General features: G+C 45.6%; 12 protein-coding genes. 6 read left to right on the top strand and 6 right to left on the bottom strand.

What is annotated here, in order from left to right:
• Positions 1 to 12: 12 nt before the first annotated feature.
• Positions 13 to 465, bottom strand: a complete 453-nt coding sequence (locus CLV59_RS22190) for a carboxymuconolactone decarboxylase family protein (protein ID WP_111594279.1) — start codon at positions 463 to 465, stop codon at positions 13 to 15.
• Between the two features lie 308 nt (positions 466 to 773).
• Between CLV59_RS22190 and CLV59_RS22185 the strand changes: the two genes are divergently transcribed.
• Positions 774 to 2,087: a DUF3472 domain-containing protein gene (locus CLV59_RS22185; RefSeq protein WP_211324008.1), complete on the top strand. Its 1,314-nt coding sequence runs from the start codon at positions 774 to 776 to the stop codon at positions 2,085 to 2,087.
• A gap of 64 nt (positions 2,088 to 2,151) precedes the next feature.
• On the opposite strand, the gene pth2 is transcribed toward CLV59_RS22185, so the two are convergent.
• Genes pth2 through CLV59_RS22170 form a run of 3 tightly spaced genes read right to left on the bottom strand, consistent with a single transcriptional unit; the run spans position 2,152 to position 3,855 of the window.
• Complete coding sequence (gene pth2 / locus CLV59_RS22180; RefSeq protein WP_211324007.1) at positions 2,152 to 2,547, bottom strand: aminoacyl-tRNA hydrolase; 396 nt, start codon at positions 2,545 to 2,547, stop codon at positions 2,152 to 2,154.
• Between the two features lie 36 nt (positions 2,548 to 2,583).
• The gene (locus tag CLV59_RS22175) at positions 2,584 to 3,405 is read right to left on the bottom strand and encodes an alpha/beta hydrolase (RefSeq protein ID WP_111594278.1); all 822 of its coding nucleotides are present in this window, start codon (positions 3,403 to 3,405) and stop codon (positions 2,584 to 2,586) included.
• A 3-nt stretch (positions 3,406 to 3,408) separates the two neighbouring features.
• Positions 3,409 to 3,855, bottom strand: a complete 447-nt coding sequence (locus CLV59_RS22170) for a DinB family protein (RefSeq protein ID WP_111594277.1) — start codon at positions 3,853 to 3,855, stop codon at positions 3,409 to 3,411.
• 117 nt (positions 3,856 to 3,972) lie between these two features.
• Between CLV59_RS22170 and CLV59_RS22165 the strand changes: the two genes are divergently transcribed.
• Both CLV59_RS22165 and CLV59_RS22160 read left to right on the top strand, forming a co-directional pair.
• Positions 3,973 to 4,845: a hypothetical protein gene (locus CLV59_RS22165; protein WP_146616276.1), complete on the top strand. Its 873-nt coding sequence runs from the start codon at positions 3,973 to 3,975 to the stop codon at positions 4,843 to 4,845.
• Positions 4,846 to 5,237: 392 nt separating this feature from the next.
• Positions 5,238 to 6,185, top strand: a complete 948-nt coding sequence (locus tag CLV59_RS22160; RefSeq protein WP_111594275.1) for a terpene synthase family protein — start codon at positions 5,238 to 5,240, stop codon at positions 6,183 to 6,185.
• Here CLV59_RS22160 and CLV59_RS22155 read toward each other — a convergent pair.
• The gene (locus CLV59_RS22155) at positions 6,176 to 7,948 is read right to left on the bottom strand and encodes an ATP-binding response regulator (RefSeq protein WP_111594274.1); all 1,773 of its coding nucleotides are present in this window, start codon (positions 7,946 to 7,948) and stop codon (positions 6,176 to 6,178) included. The two genes, CLV59_RS22160 and CLV59_RS22155, sit on opposite strands and share 10 nt — an antisense overlap.
• 318 nt (positions 7,949 to 8,266) lie before the next feature.
• On the opposite strand from CLV59_RS22155, the gene CLV59_RS22150 reads away from it, so the two are divergent.
• Together CLV59_RS22150 and CLV59_RS22145 are read left to right on the top strand one after the other, a co-directional pair.
• Positions 8,267 to 11,491, top strand: coding sequence for a S41 family peptidase (locus CLV59_RS22150; RefSeq protein WP_111594273.1), 3,225 nt, complete (start codon positions 8,267 to 8,269; stop codon positions 11,489 to 11,491).
• 168 nt (positions 11,492 to 11,659) lie between these two features.
• Complete coding sequence (locus CLV59_RS22145) at positions 11,660 to 14,890, top strand: S41 family peptidase (RefSeq protein ID WP_111594272.1); 3,231 nt, start codon at positions 11,660 to 11,662, stop codon at positions 14,888 to 14,890.
• Between the two features lie 54 nt (positions 14,891 to 14,944).
• Here the strand turns inward: CLV59_RS22145 and CLV59_RS22140 are convergent, their stop codons facing one another.
• Complete coding sequence (locus CLV59_RS22140) at positions 14,945 to 15,676, bottom strand: DUF92 domain-containing protein (RefSeq protein WP_245950927.1); 732 nt, start codon at positions 15,674 to 15,676, stop codon at positions 14,945 to 14,947.
• 186 nt (positions 15,677 to 15,862) lie between these two features.
• On the opposite strand from CLV59_RS22140, the gene CLV59_RS22135 reads away from it, so the two are divergent.
• Positions 15,863 to 17,227 (top strand): TolC family protein, encoded by a 1,365-nt coding sequence (locus CLV59_RS22135; RefSeq protein WP_111594271.1) that lies wholly within the window; start codon positions 15,863 to 15,865, stop codon positions 17,225 to 17,227.
• The last annotated feature ends 7 nt before the right edge of the window (positions 17,228 to 17,234 follow it).

The raw sequence follows: 17,234 nt of genomic DNA, 5'->3' as shown, positions 1-17,234 counted from the left end.
CTGCTTTCAAAATTAACCTAAAGTTCCCACAACATAACCACCAGGAACCGTATGGAATGCCCGGTTTATCCTGTTCCATGTATTGATCATGGATATAGCCAGCGTCAGATCCGCGATCTGGGTTTTGGTATAATAATTCGTCAGGTTATCATAAGTGGCATCCTGCATATTCAAAGAGGTCAGTTCTTCTGCAAATGCCAGCGCAGCCCTTTCCGCTTCGCTATAATACGGACACTCTCTCCAGGCAGACAGCGAATATAAACGTTGCGGATTTTCTCCCCTATGCACTGCATCCTTAAAATGCATGTCCAGACAAAACGCACAACCATTCATCGTTGATACCCTGTAATTGAGCAGCTCCAACAGCAATGGATCAAGCCCTGATTGCCTGAGATAGCCACCGGTTTTGAAAAGACCGTCCATAAAACCTTTGTTCACTTCCTGAAAATTAATTCTCGCTTTCATATTAGTAGTATTTAGTAGTGATTTGTTACAGGAATAAGACCGCTTACAAAAAGAAAACGTGACAACTTCCGGAAGAAATTTTAAAGATTATTTTTTATGAAGTTTAAACAGTTTTAAATGAATGTGTTGTGTGAGCATAAATCGTCGATGAGAAATAAATCGGATTATTAATTTCTCACGATGTATATTAGAGAGACACGAGCAACCGAAATCTGAGTGCCCAATTCGCAGTGAACTTTAAGTGAACATTCCTCAAAGCATTCTATAAGCATATCTGTCTCAAAAACTAACATCAAAAATTACCATCCATGAAAATGAACATCCGGTTTATTTTTACCCTCTTGATGGCTGTTGGCCTCCTGTCCTGCAGTAAAAACCAGCAAGCATTACCTGCTGCCAACGGCGCTAAAGCAGAAACAGTACCAGCCGCCTCCAGCTACCTGGTACCCCTCGCTGGCAACGGTTTCGTTACCACCCTGCCTTCCGGCGCGCCAGAGGTAATAACCTCCAACGGCCTGGGCAACTGGACCAACGCCAACAGCGTTACCAGTACCTATTTCCGACTTGGCCTCACCGGTACCCTTACCATCGGCGTAAGAGTGAAAGTACCCTCTGGTACCAGCGTTATTAAAGTAACAGTGAACGGCACCTCTTTTAATCAGACCATAACGGGTACCGCCTATACGGATTATACAGTGGGTACAGTGAATGTTACCAGCACCGGCTATGTGAAAGTAGATCTGCAAGGTGTCAGCAAATCAGGCGGCTACTTCGGCGACGTATCCAATATCATTATCAGCGGCACCGCTACGGCCAATAATGTAGTATATGCCAACGATGCCTCCAATTATTACTGGTCCAGACGCGGTCCTTCCGTTCACCTCAATTACACCATTCCTTCCGGTACTACGGCAGAATGGTTCTACAACGAGGTGACCGTACCTTCCGGCCAGGATCAAATCGGCTCCTATTTTATGAGCAATGGTTTCAACGGCGGATATTTCGGTATTCAGGTAAACAGCGCTACGGAAAGACGCGTGCTCTTCTCCATCTGGGATCCATCCGTTGGAAAAACAACCCTGGTGCGTAAAGGAACCAACGTAGTGGATAATACTTTCGGCGGTGAAGGCACCGGCGGACAAAGCTACCTGGTGTTCAACTGGCAGGCAGGAACCACTTATAAGTTCCTTACCCACGTACTCCCCGATGGCGCCGGAGGAACAGATTTCTCTTCCTGGATTTATACGCCTGAAACCAGCTCCTGGCGCTTTATCGCTACCTGGAAACAACCGAACACCACCACCTATCTCGGCGGACTCTATTCCTTCCTGGAAAACTTCACGGATACAAATGGCTATCTCGGCAGAAGCGGCCAGTATAGCAATTCCTGGATTCGTTCCACTACCGGCGTATGGACAGAGCTGACCAGCGCCAAATTTACCGCCGACGCTACAGCTACCAACGATCAACGCCGCGACTACGCCGGCGGAGTAGATAGCAGTACCGGCAGATTCTTCCTGCAAAACGGAGGCTTCTTCTCTAACTACATTAATTACAATACTACATTTACCCGCACCGCCACTGGCGTTGCGCCAACTGTAGACCTTACCACATTACCCTGATTAACCAACCGACAGATACCTTATAGATAAAAAAAGAGCGCCATAACCGGCGCTCTTTTTTCTGTTATAATAATTTTAAATCCTTGGTAATCCGGTCTATATCTTCATTCCGGTTCGGCCCAATGGCACAACAGGTTTTGGTAGGAATTCCGCCAAACTCCGTTAGCCCGGAATCCGTGATCAGCGTGGCGTTTAGCCCATCTTCCACTGCCTGTTCGTATACGCGTACCAGTTCTTCCTCGGAATCCACACTCAGACATATTTTCGTAAAGCCCAAGGTCATCCACTCCTGTACCTCTTCCGGGTTCCGCAAAGGCGTATGTAATGTATGCCCTTCTACTGTAGCCTGCTTCGTAAGAAAAGCCATAGCGGCATGAGCTCCCTGTGCAATCATTTTACCTTTACGCATATTCAGATCCTTACGCATCACAATGACCTGCTTGATATTCCTGGACGACATATTCAATACTAATTTCCGCAAATTTAAGCAGAATCTCTATTTGGTAGCATGAGTGGAATCTGCCAGCCAGGATAAAGACTTATAAGCGGCATTATGTAATATGGTCAGGTGGTTTTCTGCCTCCAATGGCGTAAACCCAACCGTAATGCGATTATTGCCTGCCGCTTGTATTGTTTGATACAAATTCCGCGCATCCTCTTCCATGACCTTTCCTTCCTTGCCTACGCTAATGCATATACGCAATGGCTGCCCCTTGTAATTGCTGATAGCAGGCGTTACCTTTTTCAGTAATGATTCGTCATCCCACCAGAGACTTGGACTCACAATAACATAATTATTGAACATATCCGGGGTGCGGGTGAGTATCTCTGTAGCCAGGAGTCCGCCGAGCGACTGCCCCACTACGGTCCGTTGCGTACTCACTGCATAATGTTGCTTGATATAAGGAATCAGTTCCTGTTGCAGGAAGCTGATAAATGGCGCAGAACCTCCCGTGGTAGGATACGCCTTTTTATCCTTTGCATTGGTAGTAGGGAAGGTGAAATCATGCTTACGATCTTTATTACAAATCCCTACCACTATGCTGGCAGGCAACTGATTGGTCATAGTGAGGAATTGTACCAGTCCGCTGATATGATGAAAATCTTCCTGCATACCTCCATCCAGCAAATAAATCACTGGATAGCTGATGCTATCCGGCTGATAACCCGCCGGCAACCAGATATTGATGTCCCTGTCTTCCCGCAGAAAGGCGGAATGCAGGGTTACGATATTTCCAATTTGTAAAGGCTTCACAGTTTGTGCCTGGGAAAATATACTGCCACATAGCAAGACCGCCGATAATATAATTTTTCTCATATTTTATTTGTATTCCATTATTTGTGAAAGGTGATGTTCCATGTGTTCTACATAATCATCTACGATGTAAGCAAGGGTAAAAGGCTTGCCCTCGCCGCCAATACCGGTTCTCTCCAGCGCCGATTCGGGAATCTGTCGCAGCAGGGCCAGCAGAAACAAGTTATACTGCTTCCAGGTGGCGGCCAGTAAGGCGCCTTCCTGTTGGGCATGATAACTAAAGGTATTCCAGTCATTCTGCGCATAACGGATTACAGGCACATCCTCAAATTGTATCCTTACAAATCGCTGATGATTATTAGTGGCACTGTCTATCAGATGGCCAATTACCTGTTTTTTAGTCCATTTTCCAGGACCATAAGGGGTTTCCCATTCCGTCTCTGACCATTGTTCAAATGTGGATGGGAGGTGGCGTAAGAGCCATTCCAGTCGGTCTACAGCGGGTCTGTCCATATAATTGTTGGGTTAAATAATTTATCCGATAAATATAAGCCGTTTTTAGAATTGACATATGACAAAAATGTTATTCGTATCTTTACGTACAAACCATCCTGATAAAACCTGTTTATCATGAGAAAGTTAACTATCTTATTGGCGTTAATTCCCCTGTTTTGCCTTTTTTGTTTCAGCTGTCATACGAACACGCCGAACAGACATCCTACTTCTCCGCTGGATGTTGCAAAACTGATCTTTGGGCCCGACTCTGTGCCAGACATGTATCGTTACATGACCGGAGAGTATGACGGTACCCCTAACGGACAAGATCTGAAACATGCACACCTGCGGTTCCGCGTCCTGGACCAACAGGATTCTATGGCTTTGATTAATATGACTGTGATAGATTCCGCCGGAAGAGGAGAGGACTGGTACCTGCAAATGTTGAAAGACACTACCTGGAAATTGCAAACGGTCAGTTCTCTGGCGATGACAGGTATGATGCAGGTACAACTGGAAGAACTGGAACAAATGCCGCAAGGGTACCTCGATACGCTGATCACCGCAGCCCAGCAGGATAGGGAAGGTAATGCGCTGAAAATGCTTACCTCCATGGACGATTATCATTTTCTCATAGGAAACCTTCGCCTGGTACTAGCCTTGGATGATACTATTGTGCAACATTTTAAAGATAACAAGGCCGCTTTCGATACCCTGAAAAATGAAGCGTTGAAAGAAGTAACGGCCATGGGTACACATAGTTTGGAGTCGCCGGTGAAATTGATGAAGCAACAAGCCAATGCCGGGAAGGCTTTACTGATTGAAAATATTTATGCCGGCGAATGGGGCGATCCGCAATGCATCACTTTTGTGATCGGCGGTATGATGGACAACATGGTAGGATACCTGTATGTTCCTGATAAGTCACATCTGCCGGACCTGTACGATTCATCCCTGATAATGCTGCGCGATCTGGGCGATGGATGGTATATGTATAAGACTACATAACGTCTACCTAAACCCATCATTTTTAAAATCGAAACCAACATGGTTTCGATTTTTTTTTGTGCTTCTTTCTCCCATCAATACACTGTTTCCTAAAATTTAACGGGAGATAATTTGTTAATGATGAGGATAATTTGTCTTATTTAGTTAAATTATCGTACAAATTAGCAACGCCTTCTCTGGCTTCGTGGCACCCTCAATGCCCAAACTTTATTCTTTCTTTCCCTCAAACTGCCTGATTCAGGAGTGTGTAACTGTTTTCTCTTATTAATAACTGTTAAATCCTCATCTTATGTCAATCCTAATCCGTGGTTCCCCCATGGCCATGCTGTTCCCCGGTAGCAATAGCTCTATTCTTTTATTATTGATTCACTTAATTAAAAGCGCTAACTCTTATGGAAAATATCCTGAACCTTGAGTTCCCCACCGTATCTTTAATTAGTCCGTTTGCATCTCAGATTCAAGAACACACCACAGAATGGGCGAAACAATTTAGCTTGATCAACGACGACAAAACAAGGTTTTTTAACAAAGCCAAATTTGGATTTTATGCTGCCCGTGAATACCCTGAAGCCGGATATGACGACCTGTGTATCGTAGGCGATCTGATAGCCTGGCTCTTTACTGTAGATGATCAGTGCGACCGTGCATCCTCCAACAGCATGGAGGCGGCTGTACTAAAAGAAATGCTCAATGGATTTATCTCCATTATCCGCAAGGGCGGAATTACCTTTACTTCCTCACTACATCAGGTGTTGAATGAGAGTTTGCAGGATATTATGTTCAGATTTAAATCTGTCAGCACTCCTTATCTGTACCAGCAGTTCGGAGATTATATGGTCATGTATTTTGAAGAATGTTTATGGGAGATAGACATGCAAGTGAATGGATACGAGCCCTCTATTCGTGAATACCTGGAACAACGGCCTAAAACAGGCTTCTATATTATGTTCCCACTAATTAGCATTTTCAAAGGCGTTCAACTACCGGAAGACGTATATAACCATCCGGTGCTGAAAGAAATCGAACTATTACTCAATCTGACCGCAAATCTGGCGAATGATCTCCACTCTCTGGAAAGAGAAAAAGCCCTTAAGACAAAAGGTCTCAATCTTGTATTTATCTATCAGCGTGAATTACAGATCTCCCTCGATGACGCCATTACAGAAATCAGGGAACAGTATCACCGCAACCTGTCTACCATGGACGATTTACGCCTGCAATTTCCACACTGGAGCAGTACGGTAAACAGACAGTTGGAAGAATATATCGACGGATTGTATACGGTTATCAAAGCCTATTTTGACTGGGCTATTGTAGATACGGCCAGATATCAATCCTGATCCTCAGGTACAGGTGATTTTTTCGGGAGATGCAATTTCATGACATTATATAGTTCCCTGAATGATACGGGTTTCTTCAGATAGGCATTCGCTCCGGCCTTGATCATTATTTCAGATTCGTCAGCATTGTAATTATTGAAGGCATCTCCCGAAACTATTATTATCGGAATATCTGCCAGTCCGGGTATCTCCCTGATCTGCTCCAACATTTGCTTCCCATCCATTACCGGCATATGCGCGTCTGAAATGATAATATCTGGCCGCTCTGAAATAGTAGCATCCAGCCCTTCTTTACCATTGGCACAAACCACCGTACTGGCGCCGGTTCTGGATACAAATTTCTGCAGGATGTGTTGGTTCATTTCATTGTCGTCCACAATGACGGCGCGGATACCTGCAAACTCAGTAGGATTAACGCCCATAGATTCCACTTTCGAACGATTGATCTGACAACTTTCAAACGGAAGATGAAAAGTAAACACCGTGTCCTTGCCATCACAGGATACAATGATGCGTCCATTAAGGATTTCAATCAGGTGTTGGGTAAGATGTAGGCCGATGCCCGTTCCTTCCATGAAGTTGTTGCGCTCTGATTCAAAAGGCAGAAACATGGTCTTAATCTTATCCTGACTGACGGTCCCCTGATTTTGAATGCTAAAAGAGCCGCCATTGGCAGTAGGCGTCGCGGTGATTAATACGGCTGATTTGTCGGCCGCAAATTTCACAGCATTGGACAACAGATTATTAAAAATCTTCTTGAATATAATTTCATCACAAACTGCTCCGGCGGCAGGCAACTGGTAATCCAGGCGAATCGTGATGTTGCGCAGATTGGCAACATACTGATTCATGCGGATACACTGTTCCATACACTGCTGTAAATTCATTTTCTCTGCCTTGATCTCATAAAACTTCCCCGCTTCAATTTTTTTGAAGTCCAGCACATTGTCTATAATCTCTTTTGCCAGCAACCCGGAACCCAGCATATTCCGGATCTCCGGCGCTATTTCTTTCACCACGGGATCATTGGTGCGCTCCTGCATTTGAATATCCAACAACTGCGCCGCCCCGAAGATACTGTTCAATGGCGTCCGCAGTTCATGGAAGGTTTCCCGGAGAAAAGCGGCATTGGCCATCAATACGCTGTTAGATTGCCGTAAACTATGCAAGAGGATATCTATCTCCCGTACAAAAGCATAAATAACAAACAATATAAAAATCAACATTCCTCCCGTGGTACATAACCGCATAATAAATGCTGCCTGTGGCTCCAGGGGAATAGGTACCAGCCACCGGAAATAAGTATTGCATTGAATGATGGTAAGTAAAACGCCAATGGCCAGTAAGGAATACACCCTGATCCGCCTGTCTTTATACACCAGGAAAGAGCCGCAGGTGAGAAATATCAATAGGAAAGCGATAACTACTTCAATGGGAATCGCATTGCCTAACAAAGTAGTCCAGTAACCAGCAGCTATATAATGGATGGCGAACATGAGAAAATTAGCGCCATTGTATCGCTTGCGGGCATTACAGGCAATAACGCCCAACATGCCAAATCCTTCCAGTACCAGCGGCATCAAAATGTATAGGCTTTTTACCTGCGCATAAAATACGCCTCCCAGTAAGAATACCAGCGTACTTGTGAGAAAGGCCAGTATGTTAATGTATTGAATAGGGCGTCTTCCAGGTTGTTTTGCATCTACTACGCCAGCATTTCTGATCTTATTCAGAAATCTGAGAGCAGGGGAGAACAATTGCATAAAGATCTTTTTTGAGGGTTCCGTGTCGTTGCTTAAGAATTTTGCTCAATTTAATGACCTCTGAATCAGCAATCCTTTATCAGATGTTAATGATGTGGTAGTATATTGATGTATTCGGTTTGAAAAATGACTTTGGGTGTTAAAATATTGCCTATCGTATGTGCTTATCAAGTGATATACCGAATGTAAGACTTTTCATGCATAGGAATGGCCCTCACTTTTCCCTCCATTAAGCGTTGTGACCGCTTATAACATAAACGCTTGAATTAGCTGTAACAATTTATTACATTCGGCATCTTACAACTTTAAGCACCGCTTATGAAGAAATTTATATTTGGTTGTGCAGCTTTTCTACTGGCTGCCAATTCCTATGCCCAGGAGAATGCCCTATGGCTAAGGAATCCCTCCATATCCCCCGATGGAAATACCATAGCCTTTGGTTACAAGGGTGATATCTATCGCGTGGACGCGAAAGGCGGCGTAGCCGTTCCGCTCACCATCCATGAGGCACATGATATGATGCCTGTATGGAGCCACGATGGTAAATACATTGCTTTCGCCAGCGATCGCTATGGAAATTTCGATGTGTTTGTAATGCCGGCCACCGGCGGCACTCCAGTGCGACTGACCAACAACAGCGCGGCGGATTATCCGTACGATTTCAGCCCGGACAACAAACAAGTGCTGTTTGGTAGCGTAAGAAATGCGCCTGCGTCCAGTGCCCGTTTCCCTTACCGCGTATTCCGTAACCTGTACACCGTCCCTGTGACTGGCGGAAGATCAATCCTGCTGAGCGCAGCAGGTATGGATCAGGCAGTCTATAATAAAGATGGTAGCAAAATTATCTTCCAGGACCGTAAAGGTTACGAAGATCCTTTCCGTAAACACCATACCTCTTCTGTTACCCGCGATATCTGGGTAATGGACGTGGCAAAAGGTAGCTACGACAAAGTCTCCACCTACGAAGGGGAAGACCGCGAACCTGTTTTCGGTAACAACAATGATGTATACTACCTGAGCGAAAAAGGCGGTATCTCTCAGAACCTCTTCAAAAGCTCCCTGGCAGATAAATCCAAAATGGAGCAACTGACCAGCTTTACCAACCACCCGGTACGCAATCTCACTAAAGCTTCCGATAATACTTTCTGCTTCACCTATAACGGGGAAGTATACACGATGAAAGAAGGAGATAAACCACGTAAAGTGGCTGTCCAGATCTTCAACGACGGTAGGGAAGGTGTAGTGAAAAATGTTCCTGTTGCAGGAAACATCACCGAATTCGCTATGAGCCCTGATGGTAAAGAAATGGCTTTTGTAGCAAGAGGCGAAGTATATGTTACCAGCGTGGAAGGCAATATGACCAAACGCATTACCAATACGCCTCAACAGGAAAGAATGATAGAATGGTCTCCTGATGGCAAACGCCTGATTTACGCCGCTGAAAGAAACGGTAACTGGGATATCTACCAGACTACCCGCGTGCGTAAGGAAGAGTCCTTCTTCTTCAATGCTACCCTGCTGAAAGAAGAGCCGCTGATCGCTACTGCAGCCGAAGAATTTCAACCTAAATTCTCCCCTGATGGCAAAGAAGTAGCTTACGTAGAAAACCGTAACATTCTCAAAATATTCAACCTGGCCAGCGGTAAAAGCAGAACCATTATGCCAGAAGGCCATAACCATTCTTATTCAGATGGCGACTGGTCCTTCAACTGGAGCCCGGACAGCAAATGGATACTCATCGACGATGAAAGAAATGGCTTCTTCGGTAGCAATATGGCTGTAATGCCTGTTACCGGCAACGGTACGCCTTTCTATCCTGTTAACAGCGGATTCGGCGAAGGCAACGGTAAATGGGCTGCTGAAGGCAAACTCATGACCTGGACCAACGACCGCGAAGGACGCAAATCACTCGCTAAACAAGGTAGCCGCGAATCTGATGTCTACGGCGTTTTCCTGGATCAGGAAGCATATGATAAATTCAAATTGTCCAAAGATGAATTTGCATTGCTGAAAGAAGCCGGCGATACCAAATCAAAAGATACCAGCAAAACAAAAGGCGCTGACAGCGCTGCTGCTAAAAAAGCATTCCAGCCTGATTTCAACAACCTGGAAACACGCCGGGTACGCCTCACTATCAACTCCGCATCAATCGCTGACTACGTAGTAAATAAAGACGCCAGCAAAGTATTCTACATGGCTTCTTTTGAAAAAGGTTACGATCTGTGGGTAACAGAACCAAGAACCGGGGAAACCAAAATCCTCGCGAAAATGGGCGGTTCTCCAGGCAGCATTGAACTGAGCAAAGATGGTAATACCCTTTTTGTAAGTAACCGCGGTAGCGTGGTAAAAGTAGATGTAAACTCAGGTAAAGTAACACCTGTAGGCATCAGCACAGAAATGGCGCTCAACCAGGCGAAAGAAAGAGAATACATCTACTGGCACACATGGAAACAGGTAAAAGAGAAATTCTATGATCCTAAACTCCATGGCGTTGACTGGAAAATGTATGGCGATAACTACGCTCGTTTCCTCCCTTATATCAGCAATAACTACGACTTCCAGGAGTTGCTGAGCGAACTGCTGGGTGAACTGAATGCTTCCCATACTGGTGGCCGTTATAGCGCCTTCATTCCAAATGGCGACGTAACTGCTTCCCTTGGCCTGCTTTACGATGAAACTTCTAAAGCAGATGGTCTGAAAGTAGATGAGGTGATCAAAGGCGGTCCATTGGATAAAGCCGCTTCCAAACTGAGAAAAGGCGATATCATCGAAAAAATCGACGGCGTAGCTATTACCAGCGATATTGATTGGGCAGTATTGCTGAATCGTAAAACTGGTACCAATGTGCTGCTGAGCATCTACAATCCAGATAGCAAACAACGTTGGGACGAAACCGTTAAGCCTATCTCTGTAGGCGAAGAATCCGGCCTGATGTACAAACGCTGGGTTAGCAGAATGTCCGACATGGTGGATAAACTGTCTGGCGGAAAAGTAGGTTACGTACACGTAGAAGGTATGAATGATGGCGCTTTCCGCTCTGTATACGACGTGGTAATGGGTAAAAACAGAGGCAAAAAAGCCCTCATCGTGGATACCCGTTTTAACGGCGGCGGATGGTTGCACGATGATCTGATGCAGTTCCTGAGTGGTAAAAGGTACCTGGACTTCGCTCCACAGGGTAATCGCCTGGATGGTGGCGAGCCAATGGGTATCTGGCAGGGTCCTAGCTGCGTAGTAATGAGTGAAGGTAACTACAGCGATGCATTTATCTTCCCATATGTTTACAAACAAGGTAAAGTAGGTAAACTGATCGGTATGCCTGTTCCAGGTACTGGTACAGCGGTATGGTGGGAAACACAAATCGACCCAACTATCGTATTCGGTATTCCGATGATCGCTACCATCGGTAAGGAAAACCGCCCTACGGAAAACCTGCAGGTAGAACCAGATATCCGCGTGCCTTTAGCTTACGAGGAATTCCTCGCTGGTAAAGATGCACAGATGGAAGCTGCCGTGAAGGAAATGCTGAAAGAAGTGAAGTAATTTTTTTATATTACTATAGGGAGATGACCGCCTGTCTGGGCGGTCATCTTTTTTTTATATACCAGGTAAGAGAAGTGCAAACAAGGTCTGACTGAATAGTGAAAATAAAGCTTGAATTAGCTACGACAATTGATTAAATTCGATGTCTTAAAAATTTGAGCCCCGCTTATGAAGAAGCTATTGTTGGGTTGTGCAGCCTTTCTTCTGGCTGCCAATTCCTATGCCCAGGATCATGCCCTATGGCTGAGAAACCCTGCTATATCCCCTGATGGAAACACAATTGCATTTGGTTACAAAGGTGATATCTACCGCGTAGATGCAAAAGGCGGCATTGCCGTTCCACTCACCATCCATGAAGCACATGATATGATGCCGGTATGGAGCCATGATGGTAAACATATCGCATTCGCCAGCAATCGTTATGGCAACTTCGATGTGTTCGTAATGCCCGCCACTGGCGGGAACCCGCTGCGTCTCACTTACAACAGCACTGCGGATTATCCCTATGACTTCAGCCCGGATAACCAACAAGTACTGTTTGGTAGTGCGAGAAATGCGCCTGCTGCCAGTATCCGCTTTCCTTACTTTGAATTTCGTAACGCATATACTGTTCCTGTAACTGGCGGCAGACCTTTCCTTGTTAGCGCTGCCGGCATTGAGAATGCCGCTTATAATAAAGATGGCAGCAAAATTATTTTCCAGGATTATAAAGGACATGAAGATCCTTTCCGGAAACATCATACTTCTTCTATTACCCGCGACATCTGGATAATGGACATCGCAAAAGGGACCTATGAACAAATCTCTGCCTACGAAGGAGAAGACCGGGAACCAGTTTTCGGCAACAATAACGATGTATACTACCTGAGCGAAAAAGGCGGTATCTCTCAGAACCTCTTCAAAAGCTCGTTGTCAGATAAATCCAAAATGGAGCAACTGACCAGCTTTACCGGCCACCCGGTACGTTATCTCTCTAAATCATCCGGTAATACTTTTTGCTTCACCTATAACGGTGAAGTATACACGATGAAAGAAGGAGAGCAACCGCGGAAAGTGCCTGTTCAGATTTTGAATGATGGCCGCGAGAGTGTGGTGAAAAATATGCCGGTAACTGGTAACATCACTGAATTCGCCATGAGTCCGGATGGCAAGGAAATGGCCTTCATCGCCAGAGGGGAGGTATATGTTTCCAGTGTAAACGGTAATATGACCAAACGCATTACCAATACACCTCAACAGGAAAGAATGGTGGCATGGTCCCCGGACGGTAAACGCCTGATTTACGCGGCAGAAAGAAATGGTAACTGGGATATCTACCAGACTACCCGCCAGCGCAAAGAAGAGCCTTACTTCTTCAATGCTACCCTCCTGAAAGAAGAACCGCTGATCGCTACCGCAGCAGACGAATTCCAACCCAAATATTCCCCTGATGGTAAAGAAGTGGCCTACGTTGAAAACCGGAATATCCTTAAAGTATTCAACCTGGCCAGCGGCCAAAGCAGAACGCTGCTACCGGAAGGCCATAACCATTCATATTCGGATGGCGACTGGTTCTTCAACTGGAGCCCGGACAGCAAATGGATACTCGTGGATGATCAAAGGAATGCGAGCTTCGTTACCGTAGGATGGAGCAATATTGCTGTTTTACCGGCAGCAGGAAATGGATCTCCTTTCTATCCGGTTAACAGCGGTTTCGGTGAAACCAATGGTAAATGGTCCGCAGACGGCAAACTTATGACCTGGACCAACGACCGCGAAGGACGCAGATCCCTCGCCCAGGAAGGTAGCCGCGAAACCGATATCTATGGCGTTTTCCTGGACCAGGAAGCATACGATAAGTTCAAATTATCCAACAATGAATTCTCCCTGTTAAAAGGGGCCGTCAGCGCTGCTTCGAAAGATACCAGCATCACAAAAGATAGCGCCGGCCCTAAAAAAATATTCCAACCGGATTTCAACAACCTGGATACACGTCAAGTACGACTGACGATCCATTCCGCATCCATATCCGATTATGTGGTAAATAAAGACGCCAGTAAAGTATTCTACATGGCCGAGTTTGAAAATGGATATGACCTGTGGGCGACAACGACAAGAACCGGGGAAACCAGTATCCTGGCTAAATTAGGCGGTTCTCCAGGCAGTATGGAACTCAGCAATGATGGTAACAGCCTCTTTCTGTTTAACGATGGTAGCGTAGTAAAAGTGGATGTAAATTCCGGTAAAGTGACACCTGTCAACATCAACTCGGAAATGACGCTCAACCTCGCCAAAGAAAGAGAATACATCTATTGGCACACCTGGAAACTGATGAAAGAGACATTCTATGATCCCAACCTTCATGGGGTGGACTGGAAAATGTATGGCGATAACTACGCCCGTTTCCTGCCTTATATCAGCAATAACTATGACTTCCAGGAATTACTGAGCGAGCTTTTGGGAGAACTGAATGCTTCTCACACAGGTAGCCATTACACGCCCGTCATTCCAAACGCAGACGTAACTGCTTGCCTCGGCCTGCTCTACAATGAAACCTACCAGTCAGACGGACTAAAAGTAGACGAGGTGATCAAAGGAGGTCCACTGGATAAAGCCGCTTCCAAATTAAAAAAAGGCGATATCATTGAGAAAATCGATGGCGTAGCTGTTACAGGCAATATTGACTGGGCCATGTTGCTGAATCGTAAAACAGGCGCCAATGTGCTGTTGAGTATCTACAATCCTGCTACCAAACAACGTTGGGACGAAACCGTTAAGCCTGTCTCTGCAAGGGAGGAATCCCGCTTGCTGTTCAAACGTTGGGTGAATAACATGTCTGATATGGTAGATAAACTATCCGGCGGAAAAGTTGGCTACGTATATGTGAAAAGCATGGATGATGCTTCTTTCCGCTCCGTATATGATGCGGCAATGGGTAAACAAAGAGATAAAAAAGCCCTCATTGTAGATACCCGTTTCAATGGTGGCGGCATCCTACACGAAGAGCTGATGTTGTTCCTGACTGGCAAAAAGTACCTGACCTATGCGCCCCAGGGACATCGCCTGGAAGGAGGGGAGCCAGTAGGTATCTGGAAAGCCCCCAGCTGCGTATTAGTGAACGAGGCTAACTACAGTGATGCATTTATCTTTCCGTACGTCTATAAACAGGAGAAGGTAGGTAAATTGATTGGTATGCCGGTAGCAGGTACGGGCACTTGTGTATGGTGGGAACAGCAAATTGATCCTACTATTAAATTCGGTATCCCGTCCATCGCTACTATCGGTAAGGAAAACCGCCCTACAGAGAACTTGCCGCTGGAACCAGATATCCGGGTGCCATTGCGATATGAGGAATTCCTGGCAGGCAAAGATGCGCAAATAGAAGCTGCTGTGAAGGAAATGCTGAAAGAAGTGAAGTGATTTTTTTTATATTACTATAGGGAGATGACCGCCTGCCTGGGCGGTCATCTTTTTTTATATAATTTGGAGAGAGGCCCAGGCTATCAGTGCTGCAAAGGCCGTATTTAAAAAGTTAACCATGTCGTTGCCTAGCTGGTGCTTGCGCTCAAATGCCGCCCCCAGCAAAGAATCTGTCAGGTTTCCCAGCACGCCAGCCAGCCAGATCACCACTACTGCTCCGGAGAAACCTTGCAGTAACGCATATACGAAAGCAATCATTGCTGCGCCTGCCGCTCCAATCAATGTGCCTTCCAGGCTAATAACGCCATCCAGTCCCTTTTGATCTTCCTTAAAACTGAGCACATTATAAAAGCGCTTGCCATACACGGTCCCCAGTTCTGACGAAAGCGTATCCGCTGTGGCAGAGGAAAAACTGGCAGCTATCAGTACCAGGTAATGAATTGGAGCTGCTGGATATAATATTGCAGCTAATCCTAACAGTCCTGCTACTCCGCCATTGGCCAGTACCTGGGTGGCCTTTCTTCGCTCAGTATGTGGTTCCGTGCCACTAATGGCTGCCTTCACCTGCTTTTTATGACGGGTAGCCCAGGTGGCCAACCCAAAGAACATAGCGAGATAAAGTAATCCCTGCCAGCCTACGCCCAGCAAAATGCAAACAGACAGCAGTACGCCTGTTACTCCGGCAGCAGGGGTGAGCTTGGATTTCAGCACCGCTGCCACGGCGGCAGCTATGATAATCAGTGTTAGTGGCAGGATCAGGCCAGCGCCAGTGATTGAAAGGTCCATAATGGCGGCAAAAATAATGGCTTCCGGCAGTACAACAAAATTCCCGACAGTCAACTATAATGAGGTTCTGTTGTTATCTTTTTGTAACAACCGGGAGCATTGTTATTTAATGTTAAAAGCAGATTCCCGGCCTGATGTTTGGCGTTGATTGACTAACCCTGATGTATATCCTAATAAAGATAGGTTATGATACTGTCTAACTGGAACGAATATATTCGACATCCGCTGTTAAAGGCGGCAATTGTTTACCTCATAGTGCAACTCCCTGTTGCTGTTGTTGCCCAGAATGCCGTCCTGCCACAGGACTCCATTACTCCCGTTGTCTGGGATTTGCAGCAATGCCTGGATTATGCCATGAAGTATAATATTCAGCTGAATACGCTTCGCCTCACCAAACTCAGCTCAGAACAAAATTTAAGCTTGTCGAAGGCTGCTAAACTTCCCAATCTGACGGCTTCGCTCTCACAGAATGTCACCGGGGAGAAAGATATCACTAACGCCTATACGACGCCGGCCGCCGGAAGCTATTCCGTCAATTCTTCTGTCACCTTATATAATGGTGGCTACCTGAATAAAGATATCCAGCAAAAGAAACTCCTCGTCAATGTTGCCGGATTAAATGTGGATCAGCAGGCCAATAATATAGTCCTTACCATTACACAAGCCTACCTGAATATTCTCCTGGCAAAGGAAAATATTGTCTATATGAAAGATCTGGTATCCACAGGCCAGGCACAGGTAATACAGGCACAACAACAGTATGATGTAGGCTCGCTCGCATTAGTAGGACTAATAGAATTACAGGCGCAACTGGCGAATGATAGATACCTTCTGGTAACGGCACAGAATACACAACGTCAGAATATACTAAACCTGAAGCAAATCCTGCTACTACCTACCGGCAAGCCATTTGATATCGTGTCTCCCGATACGCTACTGGCAGCAGGACTCCTTACACCCGTAGAAGTTGCGCAGAAAGAAGCCCTGGACACCAGACCGGAAGTGAAAAGCAGCGATATGAGTGTCGATGTTTCAAAACTGGATCTGGCAAAAGCACGCACTGGTTATCTGCCGGTACTCACCGCAGGAGGAACCCTCGCCAGCAGTTATTTAACAGGTACAGGTATCGGGTATTTCAAACAGTTGGATAATAATTTCTACCAACAACTGGGCGTTACCCTGTCCATCCCCATCTTTACAAGAAGAGTAAATAAAACAAATGTAGAGCTGGCGAAACTGGAGGTACAGCAATCAGAACTTAATCTGCTGAATACAAAAACTACGCTGTCGCAGGAAGTAGAACAAGCCTACATCGGCGTATTGAATGCCCAAAGTCAGTATGACGCCGCCGCAGAACAATTTAAATATACCCAGGAAGCATATCGTATTTCTTCTGAAGAGCTAAAAATCGGATCGACCAACATCGTGGCCTTCCTTCAACAAAAGAACCTTTATATACAGGCATTACAGTCTTATATACAGGCGAAATACACCGCTGCCCTGAATATAAGAATATATGACTTCTACAGGGGAGTCCCTGTGAAATTATAAACGCATG

The sequence above is a fragment of the Chitinophaga dinghuensis genome (assembly GCF_003259435.1).
In the GTDB taxonomy this organism is placed as follows: Bacteria; Bacteroidota; Bacteroidia; order Chitinophagales; family Chitinophagaceae; genus Chitinophaga; species Chitinophaga dinghuensis.
The sequence above is the reverse complement of the archived record's forward strand: the minus strand, read 5'-3'. Positions and strand labels throughout refer to the sequence as shown.

What these genes read in the sequence shown, in the direction of transcription:
- CLV59_RS22145 (WP_111594272.1), top strand. Translation starts at nt 11,660, where the DNA reads ATGAAGAAGCTATTGTTGGGTTGTGCAGCCTTTCTTCTGGCTGCCAAT.
- CLV59_RS22165 (WP_146616276.1), top strand. Translation starts at nt 3,973, where the DNA reads ATGAGAAAGTTAACTATCTTATTGGCGTTAATTCCCCTGTTTTGCCTT.
- CLV59_RS22170 (WP_111594277.1), bottom strand. Translation starts at nt 3,855, where the DNA reads ATGGACAGACCCGCTGTAGACCGACTGGAATGGCTCTTACGCCACCTC.
- CLV59_RS22155 (WP_111594274.1), bottom strand. Translation starts at nt 7,948, where the DNA reads ATGCAATTGTTCTCCCCTGCTCTCAGATTTCTGAATAAGATCAGAAAT.
- CLV59_RS22150 (WP_111594273.1), top strand. Translation starts at nt 8,267, where the DNA reads ATGAAGAAATTTATATTTGGTTGTGCAGCTTTTCTACTGGCTGCCAAT.
- CLV59_RS22175 (WP_111594278.1), bottom strand. Translation starts at nt 3,405, where the DNA reads ATGAGAAAAATTATATTATCGGCGGTCTTGCTATGTGGCAGTATATTT.
- pth2 (WP_211324007.1), bottom strand. Translation starts at nt 2,547, where the DNA reads ATGTCGTCCAGGAATATCAAGCAGGTCATTGTGATGCGTAAGGATCTG.
- CLV59_RS22140 (WP_245950927.1), bottom strand. Translation starts at nt 15,676, where the DNA reads ATGGACCTTTCAATCACTGGCGCTGGCCTGATCCTGCCACTAACACTG.
- CLV59_RS22190 (WP_111594279.1), bottom strand. Translation starts at nt 465, where the DNA reads ATGAAAGCGAGAATTAATTTTCAGGAAGTGAACAAAGGTTTTATGGAC.
- CLV59_RS22160 (WP_111594275.1), top strand. Translation starts at nt 5,238, where the DNA reads ATGGAAAATATCCTGAACCTTGAGTTCCCCACCGTATCTTTAATTAGT.
- CLV59_RS22135 (WP_111594271.1), top strand. Translation starts at nt 15,863, where the DNA reads ATGATACTGTCTAACTGGAACGAATATATTCGACATCCGCTGTTAAAG.
- CLV59_RS22185 (WP_211324008.1), top strand. Translation starts at nt 774, where the DNA reads ATGAAAATGAACATCCGGTTTATTTTTACCCTCTTGATGGCTGTTGGC.